Below are 14,968 nucleotides of genomic sequence, written 5' to 3' on the forward strand. Positions count from 1 at the left end.
CATTTTTGTTAGATAATTCGATTGCCAATGATCGCTCACCCGCTTGTTGCCCTGCGCCACGACCTCCACCAGCACCCCGAACTGTCGGGTCAGGAAAGAGAAACTGCCCGCCGCCTTATTGCTTTCGTGCAACCCTTTGCGCCTACCCGCATCGTCAGCGAACTGGGTGGTACGGGCGTAGCGGTGGTCTATGACTTTGGCGCGGGTGGTCCAACGCTGCTCTTCCGGGCCGAACTTGATGCCCTGCCCATTGAGGAAACCAACGTCTTTACGCACCGTTCGAGCCGGGCGGGCGTGTCGCACAAGTGCGGGCACGATGGTCATGCAGCCGCGCTCGCCGGGCTGGCCCCGTGGCTGCATAACCGGGCGTTTGAAGCCGGGCGCGTGATTTTACTGTTTCAGCCAGCCGAAGAAACCGGCAAAGGAGCCAGAGCCGTGCTGGATGACCCGCGCTTTGCCGACCTGCGCCCCGACTATGTATTTTCGCTGCACAACGTGCCCGGCTATCCGATGCATGAAGTAGTCTGGGTGAAGGGGCAGTTTAGTCCTACGGTACAGAGCATGGCTATTCGGCTGTATGGTAAAGAGGCGCACGCGTCGGAACCCGAAAACGGTATCAACCCCACGTTGGCCGTGGCCGATCTGGTTCGGGCGTTCGATGCGCGGGTGGTGGCCGACCCCGCCCGCGCCGACTTCGCCCTTGTTACACCCATATACCTGCGGGTTGGCCAACCCGACTACGGTATATCGGCGGGCTACGGCGAGGCGCACTTTACACTACGTACCTGGCAACCCCAACCTATGGAAGAACTGGTACGCACATTGACAACCCACCTCGATTCTATCTGCCGCGTTTACCACCTGCAATCAGACGTGCGCTGGTTCGATTATTTTCCCACGACTCTCAACGATACTTACTGCAACGCAATGGTCACGAAGGCCACCGTTTTGGCCCAACTGCCCATTCGGCAGCGGCCCACGCCGTTTAAGTTTGGCGAAGATTTTGGCTGGTTTACACAGGCGTTTCCGGGGGCTATGGTTGGCTTAGGCGCTGGGTTAGATACGCCCGCCCTGCACAACCCCGACTACGATTTCCCCGACGAACTGCTCGACACGGGCGTTCGGCTTTTTGGCGGTATCATCGAGCAATTTTTGACTTACGCGTCGATGGGGTTGCGGGGCGAGGCTAGTCTTTATACTGGCGCACGGACCATTTAACCACGGACCCCAGCACGAAAGCGATAAAAACGAGAAAGACAACCTGCCATATAATCAGGCCGGTATCTGGTGTTAGTAGGTTCATGATGGGTCGAGCAACGCCTGTAGCGTTTCGCGGTTGGTTGGCTGGTCGAAGATAGCTTATCATAAATGGTTCAACGCCGACTAGCTAACTCAACGGCCCGTTCCAGCACTTCATCACGGCCTGCGCCAATGCCTGCTGCGGTGGGGCGAACCAGCACGTCGGGCACGATGCCGATTCGTTGGGTTTCGCGCCCGTCTGGATAGTACACGCCAATGCCGCTGAAGGCCGTTCGGTAGCCACCCGGCAGCGGTACCCACGAAATGTTACCATCGGCACCGGCGGTGGGGCTACCAACCAGCACCGTGTTTGAATACGTGCGGAAGGCCATTGCCGTAAATTCGGCATGGCTTTGGGTCTCTTCATTGACCAGCACAATCACCCGACCCATAAAACGTTTGCCTACCGGGCCGGGTAATTCGCTTGAGCCAACGTCACTGAAAACGCCCGGGAACCGCAGGTCGGGGCCAGTAAACCGGGCAAATGTTGTCGGCTGTCCGGTTAGGTATCGTTTGACCAGCCAATAGGTGCCTTTAGGGTAGTTGCGAAGGTCGAAAATGATCGTTTTTGCGGTCAGCAACGGTTTCATCACACTGTCTACCCTGGGCGACGTAAGTACTCCCATGTTCACGTACCCAATGCTATCGGTAAGCCATTTGCTGACGGGTGTGGGCGCTTTTGAGCTTGCCGCGTATTTTCTGTCGAGTTCGCTATACAAAAAACGCGACATGGCAACAACGGTGTCCTGTCCGTTTTGAGTGATCGTCAGGGTAGCCTGTCTGGTAGTTCCCACGCAAATCAAATGCCTGATATCGCGTAGTAAAGTTGCTTCACTGGAGGCTACGGTTGTGTTGCGAAGGATGTCGATACGCTCCTTGATGGCTATTCCATCTACCTTACTAATGACCGTCCCCACTTTTATTGCCCGTGGTAGGGTAGCCGAATTAGCGTGTAATTGTGTTATAATAGCCTTGTTATCAAGTAGTTGTATTGTGATTGGCAACCAATAGGTGCCCAGGTCGCACCGTAGGCAGCGCGACTTATCGACCGTTTCAATGAATCCATGGCTGTCCTGAATAGTAGCCACCAGTTGGTACAACGAATGTTGGTAACGCTGCTCTGTATCTGCCTGCCGAAAAACCGGGATAAGTTTGGTGAGCACATCAGACCAGTTTGAATCTATGGCATATTTATAGGGGAAGAAATAGTGGATGATGTTCCAGTAGCGAAATAGGGCCAACAACCGGTAGGCCTCGTCGGGCAGGGGCATGTCGGCATAGGCTTTCTCGTTTTCGAAGGTCGTATTATTAATGCCCTTCACCTGCTGTACGTAGTAATTAGCGCCCTGATTGCGATTGTCTTTCAAGTACATTAGCCGCTCCCGAACGGCGGTTGTCAAGGTGGTTGAATCGGCCAGAAAAGCCATGTCGAGGTTACGCCGGTGGGCCATGGGTAAGTCTGCTTCTGCGAGGCATTTGCGGCAGGGTTTAACAGGCCCCAGCCCGGTCAGTAACTGATCGTATAGGGCAGAAAGCTGCGCCCGGTTCTGCGCCTGCTGCACGGCGGGCAGTAGCTCGATGAGGCGCTGATCCCAGTCTAGTTTGCCCGTTGCTACTGCTGGGTGATAGTACTTCAGAAACCCCCATATATGACAAAGGGAGCTAAGTTTTTGGGTGTCAGACAGCGGTTGGGCACAGGCCGTTGAGCCAATAAACAGGATAAAAAGCAGGTAGCGCATAAGCAGCGGGTGAAAGGGTTTGGCTGTTGACCAACCTCAGCCACCAATCGTTGCAAACGCCTTCGTTAACAACTGTTAAAGGAGCGATGTGCCAAGCAACTCAGTCAGGATTTTCTGGGCGGCGATGGAGATGATGGTGCCTACGGAATAAACTCGACGTGATTGACCATTTCCTGCGGCTCCAGCACTTCGTGAATTAGTAATAAACCTTGAATGACTACACCGATTGGTGTGCGCTGATGCGCGTACACGATGCCGGTATGCGGGATGCCAGCAGCATGGAGCCGCAGAAAATCATCATCTTATGAGAAGATAATGCAATGACTATCAGTAGAGAATGTGAGATGATCTGTATCTGGTATTCCTAACAAGCCTGCTCCCTGACACGTCAACACATCTACTCCCCGGCGACGCAATCCGTCAACAACAGCTCTGGCGACCTGCTCATCCGTGTAAAAACGAATGCGCTCAGCCACGTTGGTTTAGTTTGGATGGGGTTGCCTTGCGCAGATCCTGGACAAATTGCTCAGTCTGATTCATGGCTAACTCAATCGCATCTTGGTGATCGAAATAGTAAGCCAACGCCGCGTAAACATCGCCTAGAGACAAGCTATAAGCTGTAGCAATTTCATCCGCCGACCAACCCATCAATTCATGCCAAACTGCAACCTGACCAACGGTAATTCGATGCCCTGCAATTCGCGGCTGACCGCCAGCAATGCCGGGCGTTTGTACTATGTGCGCGTCTAAGGTAGTGACCATACCGATGTTGGTTATTTAGTGAAGATACAAAATCTATACATTGCCTGTTTCTGGTGTCATCATCTCGGCCAGGATTTTCTGGGCGGCGATGGAGATGACCGTGCCCGGCCCGAAAACGCCCTTCACGCCTGCGTCGTAGAGGTACTGGTAGTCGGCGGCGGGGATTACGCCGCCGGCAATCACCATGATGTCGTCGCGGCCAATGGCGTTTAGCTCCTGAATCAGTTGCGGCACCAGCGTTTTGTGCCCCGCCGCCAGACTCGACACCCCCACCAGGTGAACGTCGTTTTCGGCTGCCTGCCGGGCCACCTCGGCGGGGGTCTGGAATAGCGGACCCATGTCGACGTCGAAGCCCAGGTCGGCAAAGCTTGTGGCAATGATTTTAGCCCCCCGGTCGTGACCATCCTGCCCCATTTTGGCCACCAGTATCCGCGGGCGGCGCCCTTCTTCGGCGGCAAACTGATTGGTCATCTCGCGGGCAATGCGGAAGTTCTCATCGTCTGACACCTCTGCCGAATACACCCCCGACACCGACCGGACCGTGGCTTTGTGGCGGCCAAAAGCCCTTTCCAGCGCATCTGAAATTTCGCCCAGCGTAGCGCGGTGCCGGGCCGCTTCGATGGCCAGGGCGAGAAGGTTTGCTGAGTTTTTGGGGTGTTGCGCTGCTTCCGTTAATGCCGCCAGTGCCTTATCTACTGCTGCCTGATTGCGCGTTTGCTTGATCTGCGCCAGCCGCTGTAGTTGACTTTCGCGCACGGCCTGATTGTCTACTTCGAGGAGTTCAATCTCAGTGGGTACGTCGAGTTTGTAGCGGTTCACGCCCACCACCACGTCTTTACCCCCGTCGATGCGGGCCTGCTTGCGGGCGGCGGCTTCTTCGATGCGGAGCTTGGGCAAACCCGTTTCAATAGCTTTCGTCATGCCACCGAGTTGTTCTACTTCATCAATCAGCTTCCCTGCTTTTTCCACCAACTCGTTCGTCAGGTATTCCACATAATAGGAGCCACCCCAGGGGTCGACAGCGCGGGTAATGTCGGTTTCGTGCTGGAGATAGAGCTGGGTGTTGCGGGCAATGCGAGCCGAAAAATCGGTGGGGAGGGCAATGGCTTCGTCGAGTGAGTTGGTGTGCAGGCTTTGCGTACCGCCCAGCACCGCCGCCAGGGCCTCGATGGTGGTACGGGCTACGTTGTTGAACGGGTCCTGCTCGGTGAGGCTGTAGCCGGAGGTTTGGCAATGGGTGCGCAGAGCCAGCGATTTGGCGTTGTGTGGTCTAAACTTCTCCACCAGTGTAGCCCAGAGCAACCGTCCTGCCCGCAGCTTGGCGATCTCCATGAAGTGGTTCATGCCAATGCCCCAGAAAAACGACAGCCGTGGCGCAAACTGATCGATGACCATGCCTGCCGCCAGCCCCGTACGGATGTACTCTAGCCCGTCGGCCAGGGTGTAGGCCAGTTCGAGGTGGGCGGGCGCGCCGGCCTCGTGCATGTGGTAGCCGCTGATGCTGATGCTGTTGAACTTCGGCATGTGCCGACTGGTATAGGCAAAAATGTCGCCGATGATCCGCATCGACGGGGCAGGGGGGTAGATGTAGGTGTTGCGCACCATGAACTCCTTCAAAATGTCGTTCTGGATCGTGCCCGACAACGTTGAGGGCGAAACGCCCTGCTCTTCGGCAGCCACGATATAGAAGGCCATAATGGGCAACACGGCCCCGTTCATGGTCATGCTCACCGACATCTGATCGAGCGGAATCTGGTCGAACAGAATTTTCATGTCCTCTACCGAGTCGATGGCCACGCCCGCTTTGCCCACGTCGCCCACCACGCGCGGGTGGTCGGAGTCGTAGCCCCGGTGCGTGGCCAGATCGAAAGCAACGGACAGCCCTTTTTGCCCCCCCGCCAGGTTGCGCCGGTAAAACGCATTCGACGCTTCGGCGGTTGAAAACCCCGCGTATTGCCGAATGGTCCAGGGTTGGCGCACGTACATGCTTGAGTAAGGCCCGCGCAGATAGGGCGGAATCCCCGCCTGTAGAAATGCAACCGCGGCGGCGGACCGTCCTTGCGCCTCAGGGGCATCGGCAATGGTAAAGCGCGGCTTCAGCCTAATACCCTCGGCGGTAGTATAGGCAGGTAAGCCAACCGCAGGCTGGGCGTTGGTAGGTGAGGGGTTGGGTATGTTGGTGAAGTCGGGGCGCATAGTGCCAAAATAACGCCTTTTGTCCGAAACAAAGATTGTTTAGATTTTTTCTAAATAATGTAGTCGTATTACTATCACGGCTAGTACATTTGCATTGTTTAAAATGAATCTAAACAATGCGCTCACGTTCATTCACCTGTCTTGCCTTATTTGTTGCCTCAGTAAACTTGTTTCCGCCGACAACGCAGGCTAAAGCTCTGGCCATCTTCATAGCCAATAATGACCCCGTGGCTACCGGTGGCATACAGGGGTATGTGGTTGATGCTGTGGGGCAACCGGCGGGTGGGGTGCAGGTGCGTTTGCAGGGAACGGTGCGCCGCCTCACCACCGATGAACGGGGCTTTTTCCAGTTTAAAAACGTGCCTGAGGGTGCTTACACCCTGGAAGTGTCGGGTGTGGGGGTACAAGTGCTGACCCAGCCAGTCAATGTACGCCGGGCCGAAATCAGTACGTTAAACCTGACTGTGCAGGAGGCGATGCAACAGTTGGCGACAGTTAACATAGTGGCAGCCAAGGGTCTGCACGACCGCGAAACCCTGCCCGACGTGGGCCAGTCGGCCATTTATGCTGGGAAGAAAACCGAGGTCATCAACCTCGATGCGCTCGATGCTAACCTGGTGACCAACAACAGCCGACAGGTGTTTAGCAAAACGCCGGGCGTGATGGTCTGGGAAAACGACGGGTCGGGTATGCAGGTGGGCGTGTCGGTGCGGGGCCTTAGTCCCAACCGGTCGTGGGAATTTAACGTGCGGCAAAATGGCGTCGATGTTAGCTCCGACCCGTTTGGCTATCCGGAGGCCTATTACAACCCGCCGATGGAGGCTGTAGAGCGCATTGAACTGGTGCGGGGCGGGGCGTCGCTGCAATACGGACCGCAGTTTGGCGGGCTGCTCAACTACGTGTTGAAGCCCGCCGCCAGCAAACCGTTTAGCCTGGAAACGCAGCAGACGGGGGGCAGCTACGGGCTGTTTTCGACCTATAACCGCGTCAGTGGCACCGTGGGGCGGTTGCAATACAACGGCTACATCCACTACCGCCGCGCCGACGGCTGGCGCGATAACAGCCGTTACGGCATTTTCAATGGCTACGCGGCCCTGTCGTATGCGGTTACCAACAAGCTCAAACTGGGGCTGGAGGTGTCGCGGCTGTATAACGAAAGTCAGCAGCCGGGTGGCCTCACCGACGCGCAGTTTGCCCAAAACGCCCGGCAAAGCAGCCGCGCCCGCAACTGGTTTAGCACCCCCTGGACCGTGCCTACGCTCACCGCCGAATATGCCTTTACTGACAAAACCCGTCTCACGGCTACGTTGCACGGCCTGGTTGGCGAACGCAATAGTATTGGCTTCACCCAGGCTATCACCACGCCCGACGCCCTAACCGCCACTGGCCAACCACGCCAAATCGACCGGGATACGTACCAGAACTGGGGCAGTGAACTCCGCCTGCTAACGCGCTACCAGTTGTTGGGGCAGGAACACACCCTGGCTACGGGCCTTAAATATTTCAACGGTCACACTCAGCGCCAGCAGCAAGGCCGGGGCGACACCGGAACAGACTTTAACCTGAACTTACAGACCGACCGTTTCCCGCGCGACCTGAGCCTGGGCGTGGTGAACGTGGCTGCTTTTGCCGAAAACCTATTCCGCCTCAGTCCCCGTTGGACCGTTACGCCCGGCTTACGCCTCGAATCGCTCAGTAATAACATCAGCGGGCGGCTTAGTCTTAACGCCAATGGCTCAGAAAATGGGGTAAGCCAGCAAAGCACACGGCGGTTTTTGTTGGCGGGTATTGGCACCGAATTCAAGTTCAACCAAACCATTGCGGTCTACGGCAACGCCTCGCAGGCCTACCGCCCGGTGCTCTTTTCCGACCTCACGCCCGCCGCCGTCACCGACTTTGTGGTGGACCCCAACCTGCGCGACGCCCGTGGCTACACCCTCGATGCGGGCATACGTGGCCGGGTACAAAACTACCTCAACTTCGACGTGAGCTATTTCTTCGTGAACTACAACGATCGTATCGGTACACTCACGCTGCTCAACGAAGCCGGACGGCCTTACCAGTTTCGGACCAACATTGGCCAGAGCGTGAGTCAGGGCGTGGAGGCCTATGTAGAGCTTGACCCCGTAGCGGCGTTGGCTGGCGGGGTACGTGGGCGGGCTGCCTATGGGCACGTGAGCCTGTTTGGTTCGGTGGGCTACACAGATGCCCGCTACCGGAGCCTGCGCGTGGCAACCGCCACAAATGGGCAGGCCGTCGAGACCAACCTGCGCGACCGCTTTGTGGAGAACGCGCCTAATTTTATTGGCCGCTTCGGGCTGAATTATTCGTTGAAGAGCTTCACGCTCACGGCCCTGATGAACTGCGTAGGCCGGGCTTACAGCGATGCCAACAATACCGAAACGCCCACGGCCAACGCTCAAACAGGCGTCATTCCCGCCTACCGCGTCTTCGACTTGTCGGCCTCACTGACGGTGGCAAAACGCTACACACTGCGCACAGGCATTAACAACCTCACCGACGAGCGCTACTTCACCCGCCGCGCCGGTGGCTACCCTGGCCCCGGCATCCTACCCGCCGACGGTCGCACCGGGTATGTATCGGTCGGGCTGCGGTTGTAAGCGAGTGAGCTAAAGACCTCATTCAAACGACTCCGCCAATCGTCGGTTGTTCAAACCTGTAAAATCTCCCTCAGACTGGGCGATACTCTGACTTGCAGGTTTTGTCTGTTCGCCCTCGTCATGCCGAAATTTGGTCACGCCCACCAGTGTTCGGCCGTTGGTAACGGCTTGAATTTTAGCTTGGTAGGCAGCGTCGAGTTCGTTTTTGATGAATCCTGTTTCGGCTGCTTTGGCAAAACCGCCTATGCTTTCTACCTGCAAAAACAACGTCCACGCTGCTTCGATTAGCTGGTGCGTCAGGCTTTCGATGTAATAGCTCCCCGCTGAGGGGTCGGCTACTTTGTCGAGGTAGCTTTCAGCCTTCAATAACACCGACACGTTGCGGGCAATGCGGTGGCTGAACTCATTCTGCGCGTTCAAAACGGCATTGTACGGCCTTACGCTCAAGGCGTCACAACCACCAATCACCGCCGCCATGGCCTCGGTCGTGGCTCGGAGCAGGTTGGTGTAGGGCGTGGCCGTTGCCTCATAAAAGGGGGAGGTAGTGCAGGTTAAGAAGAAAGGAGGAAAAGAAGTGGGGGAAGAAAGAGCGTAGGCGTTGGTGAACCGGGCAAGCAGCACCCGCAGGGCGCGGAGCTTGGCAATCTCCATAAAATAGCTGGTACCTACGGCCAGCGTAATAGTCGTTTTCGGTACCAGTTGGTCAACGGCTAACCCGCTCGCTGTCAGGCTGTCATACATGTCGGCGAGCTGGGCCAGCGTGAAGGCCAGCTCCTGCGTGGCAGTGGCTCCGGCGTGGTGGAAGGCCCCGCCGTTGATCGTGACAATACGAAACAGGGGCGAGTCGGCGGTGAGCGTGTGGGCTTCGGGCAGGTTGGCGTGGTGGGTCATAATTCCCCCCCGCAATTGGTAAGGAGCCAGTTGCCGCAGCCGCTCCAGAAACACCACTATGTCGCCCTCCACGTGAAAGAAAACGGGCGTGTCGCTCAGCTTGATACCTGCTAGCAGGTGCGGCAGATCGGCGTTGGCGCGCAGTTGCAACACCAGCGCTTCTGCCCCGGATGCCAGGGCATCGCGCAGGGTGGCGTTGTCCGTTTTTTCGTCTGTTATAGCGTAAAAAGGGGTATTTAGCCAGCCAGGGGCACTTTTCTGGACCGCCTGTATCTGAGCAAGCGGGAGACTGGCAAGCTGTTCGGCGGTGTAGTATGGCTCCGCAGTGAAGCCCTCGGGCGTAGGCCAACGCAGGCTTTCGTAGGCATTGGGGTCTTTCAGGTCTTTCTGAACCTGAGCCAGCCAGTCGGCATGGGTAGCAGCGGGAAACGGGGCCGAAAAAGAGGTAGGCATGCGTGTAAAATGAAGCGTTGACCGGTTAAAGGTACGACCTCTTTTTTCTCAGCTCACAATTCATAAATTGTGCTACTTTTGTCTCCCTTTTTGGCAACCGTAGCCACGCCTGACCCAGTAAATTGACCGCCGTATCCACCACGAACCATGCAACGCGAAGTACAGACCGTCTGGAATAACTGCCTCCGCGTTCTTCAGGAAATAGTGCCCGAAGCCAGTTATAAAACCTGGTTCGAACCTATTATTCCGGTGCGGATGCAGGGTAGTGTGCTCACCATTCAGGTGCCGAGTGAGTTTTTCTATGAGTGGCTGGAAGAAAATTTCGTCCACGCCCTGCGCAAAGCCCTCGACTATGCCATTGGCCGCGACGGGCAGCTCGAATACTCAATTGTGGTCGATCAGGGCAACGCCCAAAACCGCCCCATTGCGGTAAACATGCCCACCACCAAAAACCCGCAGTCGGCCAAGCCAGACAACGTTAACCCCGACATTCTGCGGTCGCCGTTTCAGCTTAAGGACCTCGATTCGCTCACCCTCGATTCGTACCTCAACCCGTCTTATACCTTCGATAATTACGTGGAGGGCGACTGCAACCGGCTGGCTCGCAACGCCGGTCACGCGGTGGCGTCGCGGCCGGGACTGACCTCGTTCAACCCGCTGATGATCTACGGCGGCGTGGGCCTGGGCAAAACCCATTTGGTGCAGGCTATTGGCAACTTCGTCAAGAATAACAACCAGGACAAATTCGTCCTCTATGTCACGTCAGAGAAGTTCACGAACCAGTTTCTGAACGCCATTAAGTCCGACTCGCTCCGCGATTTTACCCAATTCTATATGCAGGTCGACGTGCTGGTGATCGACGACGTGCAGTTTTTGCAGAAGAAAGAGAAAACGCAGGACATCTTCTTCCACATCTTCAACCACCTGCATCAGTCGGGCAAGCAGATCATCATGACCTCCGACCGACCGCCCACCGCCCTTGGTGGCCTGGACGACCGGCTGCTGTCGCGTTTTAAGTGGGGCCTCACCACCGACTTGCAAACACCTGATTTAGAGACCCGTATTGCCATTATTCAGAAAAAACTGGTGGCTGAAGGGGTGTACATCGACGACAGTGTGATCGAGTACCTGGCCCATAGCATCAACACCAACGTGCGCGAATTGGAGGGTGTGGTGGTATCATTGATGGCGCAGGCCTCACTCAACCGCCGCGACATCGACCTCGAACTGGCCAAGATGACGCTGCGCAATATTGTAGTAAACGACGAAAAAGAAATCAACATCGACACCGTGCAGGAAATGGTGGCCGATTTCTATAACGTCACCATCGCCGATCTGAAATCGAAAAGCCGGAAGCGCGAGGTGGTGCATCCGCGTCAGGTGGCCATGTACCTGGCCAAAGAAATGACCGAACTGTCGCTGAAATCCATTGGCTACCACTTCGGCGGGCGGGACCACAGCACCGTCATCCACGCTATCCAACTGGTCAACGACCTTATTAAAGAGAAGGCCGACACCCGTGAAGAGATCACCAAGCTGAAGGGATATTTCAAATAGTTGAAAACCAAGATGCTACGCTTCTTCTTCGATTAGTGAAGGCGCTATAGTCTGCGGGTGAATGACATTCGAAAGCCAACTATCAACCAAAACATGCTTTCGAAAATCGGGTGCGGCATGTTCCCCGTTTGGTAGCCATTTTGACTAAATCGGTAGGCAAATGGTAGAACGACTATTAGTCAAATGGTTAACTAGAGAGATAACAAACGATGCCGCCTGGAATGGCTGCGTGGCTGGGGCGCACAACGCGCTCGTATATGGGTATACGTGGTACCTGGATGCCGTAACGAGCACGCCCGGCTGGCGGTGGGAGGGGTTAGTGGTCGAACACGAATCGGGTGGGGGGTATGCGGTGGTGATGCCCGTGCCGTTGCGAAAACGGTGGGGGCGTTGGGTAGTCTATCAACCGTTGTTCTGTCAGTTTTTGGCCATCTTCTCCCAAGAACCGCTCGATGTAGCGCCCTTCATCAACGCGGTGTATGACCGCTACCGGTACGCGTCTAAGTGGCAATTGCTGCTGGCGGAGCCAATGCCGGGCTTACCTACGCTGGTTCGGCAGCAGGTCAGACACACACACGTACTGGGGGTGGGCGGTAGCCAGTCAGAGCAGCCTGCTTACACAACATATCGTCAAAAGCACCTGCACCGGGCCACCAACCGTAGCGCGGCCGTATCCGGTTGGCGGGTAGATGAATCAATGGATCTTGAACCACTATTGACGCTGTTTCGGGAAAACCATGCCGACGAAATTGGCGTGGGCGACTGGGCGTACGACCTGTTGCGGGCGTTATTTCGCGCCGCCGCGCCGCGTGGCTTAGCCAGTTTGCAATATGTCTGGGCGGGGGGGCAGGTTGTGGCGGGAGCGTTGTTTTTAGCCCAGCACGACCGGATCATCTACCTCGTCAACGCCGCCAACGCCGAAGGTCGCCGGCTCGATGCCCGGTCGTTACTGCTGGATAAACTGATTCAGGCTGAACGAAAAAAAGCAACGGACCTGCCGCTGCTCCTGGATTTTGAAAGCCCTGACAAACAGGCTATTATCAACTATTACGAGAGTTTCGGCGCAACAGCGCAACCCTATCTGCTGCTGAACTGGAGCCGACTAACGTGGCTGGAAAGGGGAGTGCAGGGGGTGAAGTTTAGACCTTAAACGTTACACTTCAATTCACCCGGATTGGCTGTTTCAGGCCCGAGACAGACTTGATATCCATATCGAGCGAGCCGATGGAAAGTTCGACCTGCACCTTCAAGGGTACTTTGTTTACGTCGTCTGAGACCCACACCAGCAGGGCATCCTGGCCCTTAAAGAAATTGTTGGCGGCCATGATGGGGCTGAGCTTAATGGCGTTCACCTGACCAAACTTGGTCTTAATCTTCTCTTTGCCCCGATACTGTACTTTCAGGTTGTAAACCGTGTCGTCGTAGAAGGTGGGCAGTTCAATAATCTGATTCAGGCCCATGCGGTTGAAGTCGACGGTGCGCAGAAAGTAGTAGCTGCTCACAAAATCGTGCACGTTGTCGGGCACCTTGAAGAGGTCTTTTTCGGTGCGCTCTTCAGCCTTCACGGTATTGTTGGCGTGGTTGAAGGTCATGTTCTCCTCCTTCCGGTAGCTGCTCTCCTGAATATTGGTATAGAATTTCTGCGGCAAAATGGCCGATGTATCGATGTACGAACGCCAGGTGTCGCGCACCCGTTTTACCATGTCGAACGCGCCGGTGGTGCGGCCAAAGACGTTGACCTGGTAGCAGGGCCGCCCGTTGACGGTATAGAGGGAGGGAGCCACGTCGACGCGGGCTTCGGCGGCGTTGATAAAACCGTAGTGAACGCGGTACTCGATGTGTTCACCCGGTCCGAAACTGGTGTTCACCACCCGTCGGTACGAATCGGTGGCCCGGAAACCAACCAACACGAGAACCATACTGAGAATGATACCGGTTTTTTTCATGGCAATCAGTCTATTACAAAGAAGGATAGGTCTGTTTAAGGTGCGCCAGATAGCGCGGAAAATCACTGCCAAACTGGTTAACAAACTCCGTTTTAAACCGGTTCTGCTGTTTATTATACGTCAAAAAGCTTACGAAGTATGCATTGTTCGGCAAGTCTTTTTTAGACGGGACCCTTTTGGCCGCGCTACCGTTGGCAGACCGCCCCGGCAGGGTATCTGTGGTGGCTACGATCTGGCTAATCAGCGTCCATTTCAATGAATCTTTGACAGCCACAGGGGTAGAGGGTTTAAACGACTTGTAGAGGGAATCGAGCCTGTTGGTGCCCCGCAGAACGTGGTCGTTGTAGTGTTCGTAATACACGTTGCTGGCTACGTAGTCGCGGTATTGGCTCGACGTACGACCATATTTTTGGGCCATGTAGCGGTCGGCGCCGTAGTCACCCACAAAATTGGCCAGGTTCTCGTTGTATTCGAGGCTGCTTTTTATGAACAGCGTGCCGTGGGTCATTTCGTGAATGATCAGCTCGGCCAGCCGCCCTTCGCTGTATTTCAGAAAACTAGACAGGATCGGGTCTTTAAAAAAGCCCAGCGTTGAATAGGCCGCGCCCAGGTGAATCTGGGTGTCGTAGCCCTGCAAGCGTAGCAGCGAGTCGGCCCGCTTGGCATTGTCGAGGCCAAAGAAGCCCTGGTACGGAAACGCTCCCACAATGGGGTAGTTGTGCATCAGCGGTTTAAGCGCATACCGGTCTGAGGCAATGAGCATGTAGGTTAGTGGCTTGCCGGTCTGATCGTAGTAGGTCGTGAAATTTTTGAACTGGTTTAGCCCAAGCGAGTCAACGGCATACTGCTTAATAGCCTGTATGAGCTGGATTCGCGTTTTTACGGAATCGGGCACGGCGGCATCGGCCAATACGTCGGGCACGGGGCGGGCTTCGTAGAGCATGGTAAACTGCCCTTTCACCAGCATGTAGCCGTAGCTCACTACCTCACGCTGGCAAATACCTAGCCCCACCACGACAAGTAACACCCCCAACAAAATCCGCCGTTTCATAGGGGCGAAGATAATGAGTGAATGAGCGTCACTCATTCGCTCATTCTTTTTCCGTACGTTCGTGCTTCACTTAAACGACATACTACAATGGCTGTCAATGCAAAACACTTAGCCACGTTCATTCTCGGTGCCGCCGCCGGGGTGGCCTTGAACAAATACATGCAAACGGAAGAAGGCGAGAAAATGATGGCCGACCTGAAGGAGAAGGGCACTCAGCTGAAAACCGAGGCGGAAGGCGCCATCGACAACGCTCCGGAGTATTTCGAGAAGCTGAAGGCACAACTGGCCGAGATGCTGAAAACCAACTTCCCCAACGCCGAACAGGCCATTGACGACGTGCTGGGTAAAAAGCCGGATAATTTAGAGCCTAAGGTTTAAGGTCTAAGGTTTAATGTCTAAACGGTCCGCCGTCGCGGTTGCTTCGCTAGCTAGGCCCCTCGACTGCGCTCGGGG

General features: G+C 55.8%; 12 protein-coding genes. 5 read left to right on the top strand and 7 right to left on the bottom strand.

Going from position 1 to position 14,968, the window contains the following annotated elements; all coding sequences use genetic code 11:
- Positions 1–27: 27 nt before the first annotated feature.
- Positions 28–1,218, top strand: a complete 1,191-nt coding sequence (locus tag J2I48_RS27145; RefSeq protein WP_207338681.1) for an amidohydrolase — start codon at positions 28–30, stop codon at positions 1,216–1,218.
- 155 nt (positions 1,219–1,373) lie between these two features.
- Here J2I48_RS27145 and J2I48_RS27150 read toward each other — a convergent pair whose 3' ends face one another.
- From J2I48_RS27150 to scpA, 4 genes are all read right to left on the bottom strand, one after another.
- Positions 1,374–3,038: a S41 family peptidase gene (locus J2I48_RS27150; protein ID WP_207338682.1), complete on the bottom strand. Its 1,665-nt coding sequence runs from the start codon at positions 3,036–3,038 to the stop codon at positions 1,374–1,376.
- Between the two features lie 302 nt (positions 3,039–3,340).
- Positions 3,341–3,514, bottom strand: coding sequence for a DUF5615 family PIN-like protein (locus J2I48_RS28715; protein ID WP_207338683.1), 174 nt, complete (start codon positions 3,512–3,514; stop codon positions 3,341–3,343).
- Positions 3,507–3,800 (bottom strand): DUF433 domain-containing protein, encoded by a 294-nt coding sequence (locus J2I48_RS27160; protein WP_207338684.1) that lies wholly within the window; start codon positions 3,798–3,800, stop codon positions 3,507–3,509. The genes J2I48_RS28715 and J2I48_RS27160 overlap by 8 nt, the downstream gene beginning before the upstream one ends.
- A gap of 33 nt (positions 3,801–3,833) precedes the next feature.
- The gene (gene scpA, locus J2I48_RS27165) at positions 3,834–5,996 is read right to left on the bottom strand and encodes a methylmalonyl-CoA mutase (protein WP_207338685.1); all 2,163 of its coding nucleotides are present in this window, start codon (positions 5,994–5,996) and stop codon (positions 3,834–3,836) included.
- A 116-nt stretch (positions 5,997–6,112) separates the two neighbouring features.
- Here scpA and J2I48_RS27170 point away from each other — a divergent pair, with 116 nt between their 5' ends.
- Complete coding sequence (locus J2I48_RS27170) at positions 6,113–8,617, top strand: TonB-dependent receptor (RefSeq protein WP_207338686.1); 2,505 nt, start codon at positions 6,113–6,115, stop codon at positions 8,615–8,617.
- 18 nt (positions 8,618–8,635) lie between these two features.
- On the opposite strand, the gene J2I48_RS27175 is transcribed toward J2I48_RS27170, so the two are convergent.
- Complete coding sequence (locus tag J2I48_RS27175) at positions 8,636–9,961, bottom strand: methylmalonyl-CoA mutase family protein (protein WP_207338687.1); 1,326 nt, start codon at positions 9,959–9,961, stop codon at positions 8,636–8,638.
- 147 nt (positions 9,962–10,108) lie between these two features.
- Here J2I48_RS27175 and dnaA point away from each other — a divergent pair, with 147 nt between their 5' ends.
- Positions 10,109–11,518 carry a chromosomal replication initiator protein DnaA gene (gene dnaA, locus J2I48_RS27180; protein ID WP_207338688.1) on the top strand — a complete coding sequence of 470 codons (1,410 nt, stop codon included), beginning with the start codon at positions 10,109–10,111 and terminating at the stop codon, positions 11,516–11,518.
- 160 nt (positions 11,519–11,678) lie between these two features.
- Positions 11,679–12,668 (top strand): GNAT family N-acetyltransferase, encoded by a 990-nt coding sequence (locus tag J2I48_RS27185; RefSeq protein ID WP_207338689.1) that lies wholly within the window; start codon positions 11,679–11,681, stop codon positions 12,666–12,668.
- A 10-nt stretch (positions 12,669–12,678) separates the two neighbouring features.
- Here J2I48_RS27185 and J2I48_RS27190 read toward each other — a convergent pair whose 3' ends face one another.
- Both J2I48_RS27190 and J2I48_RS27195 read right to left on the bottom strand, forming a co-directional pair.
- Positions 12,679–13,464 (bottom strand): DUF3108 domain-containing protein, encoded by a 786-nt coding sequence (locus J2I48_RS27190; RefSeq protein ID WP_207338690.1) that lies wholly within the window; start codon positions 13,462–13,464, stop codon positions 12,679–12,681.
- Between the two features lie 13 nt (positions 13,465–13,477).
- Positions 13,478–14,515, bottom strand: coding sequence for an aminopeptidase (locus J2I48_RS27195; protein WP_207338691.1), 1,038 nt, complete (start codon positions 14,513–14,515; stop codon positions 13,478–13,480).
- Between the two features lie 87 nt (positions 14,516–14,602).
- Between J2I48_RS27195 and J2I48_RS27200 the strand changes: the two genes are divergently transcribed.
- Entirely contained in the window at positions 14,603–14,893 is a 291-nt protein-coding gene (locus J2I48_RS27200) for a YtxH domain-containing protein (RefSeq protein ID WP_207338692.1), read from the top strand.
- The last annotated feature ends 75 nt before the right edge of the window (positions 14,894–14,968 follow it).

It is taken from the genome of Fibrella aquatilis (genome assembly GCF_017353255.1).
Lineage (GTDB): Bacteria > Bacteroidota > Bacteroidia > Cytophagales > Spirosomataceae > Fibrella > Fibrella aquatilis.

Excerpts from the sequence above, each read along its gene's own strand:
- J2I48_RS27185 (WP_207338689.1), top strand. The coding sequence starts at position 11,679 with ATGGTAGAACGACTATTAGTCAAATGGTTAACTAGAGAGATAACAAAC.
- J2I48_RS27150 (WP_207338682.1), bottom strand. The coding sequence starts at position 3,038 with ATGCGCTACCTGCTTTTTATCCTGTTTATTGGCTCAACGGCCTGTGCC.
- J2I48_RS27200 (WP_207338692.1), top strand. The coding sequence starts at position 14,603 with ATGGCTGTCAATGCAAAACACTTAGCCACGTTCATTCTCGGTGCCGCC.
- J2I48_RS27195 (WP_207338691.1), bottom strand. The coding sequence starts at position 14,515 with ATGAAACGGCGGATTTTGTTGGGGGTGTTACTTGTCGTGGTGGGGCTA.
- J2I48_RS27190 (WP_207338690.1), bottom strand. The coding sequence starts at position 13,464 with ATGAAAAAAACCGGTATCATTCTCAGTATGGTTCTCGTGTTGGTTGGT.
- J2I48_RS27145 (WP_207338681.1), top strand. The coding sequence starts at position 28 with ATGATCGCTCACCCGCTTGTTGCCCTGCGCCACGACCTCCACCAGCAC.
- J2I48_RS27175 (WP_207338687.1), bottom strand. The coding sequence starts at position 9,961 with ATGCCTACCTCTTTTTCGGCCCCGTTTCCCGCTGCTACCCATGCCGAC.
- J2I48_RS27170 (WP_207338686.1), top strand. The coding sequence starts at position 6,113 with ATGCGCTCACGTTCATTCACCTGTCTTGCCTTATTTGTTGCCTCAGTA.
- dnaA (WP_207338688.1), top strand. The coding sequence starts at position 10,109 with ATGCAACGCGAAGTACAGACCGTCTGGAATAACTGCCTCCGCGTTCTT.
- scpA (WP_207338685.1), bottom strand. The coding sequence starts at position 5,996 with ATGCGCCCCGACTTCACCAACATACCCAACCCCTCACCTACCAACGCC.
- J2I48_RS27160 (WP_207338684.1), bottom strand. The coding sequence starts at position 3,800 with ATGGTCACTACCTTAGACGCGCACATAGTACAAACGCCCGGCATTGCT.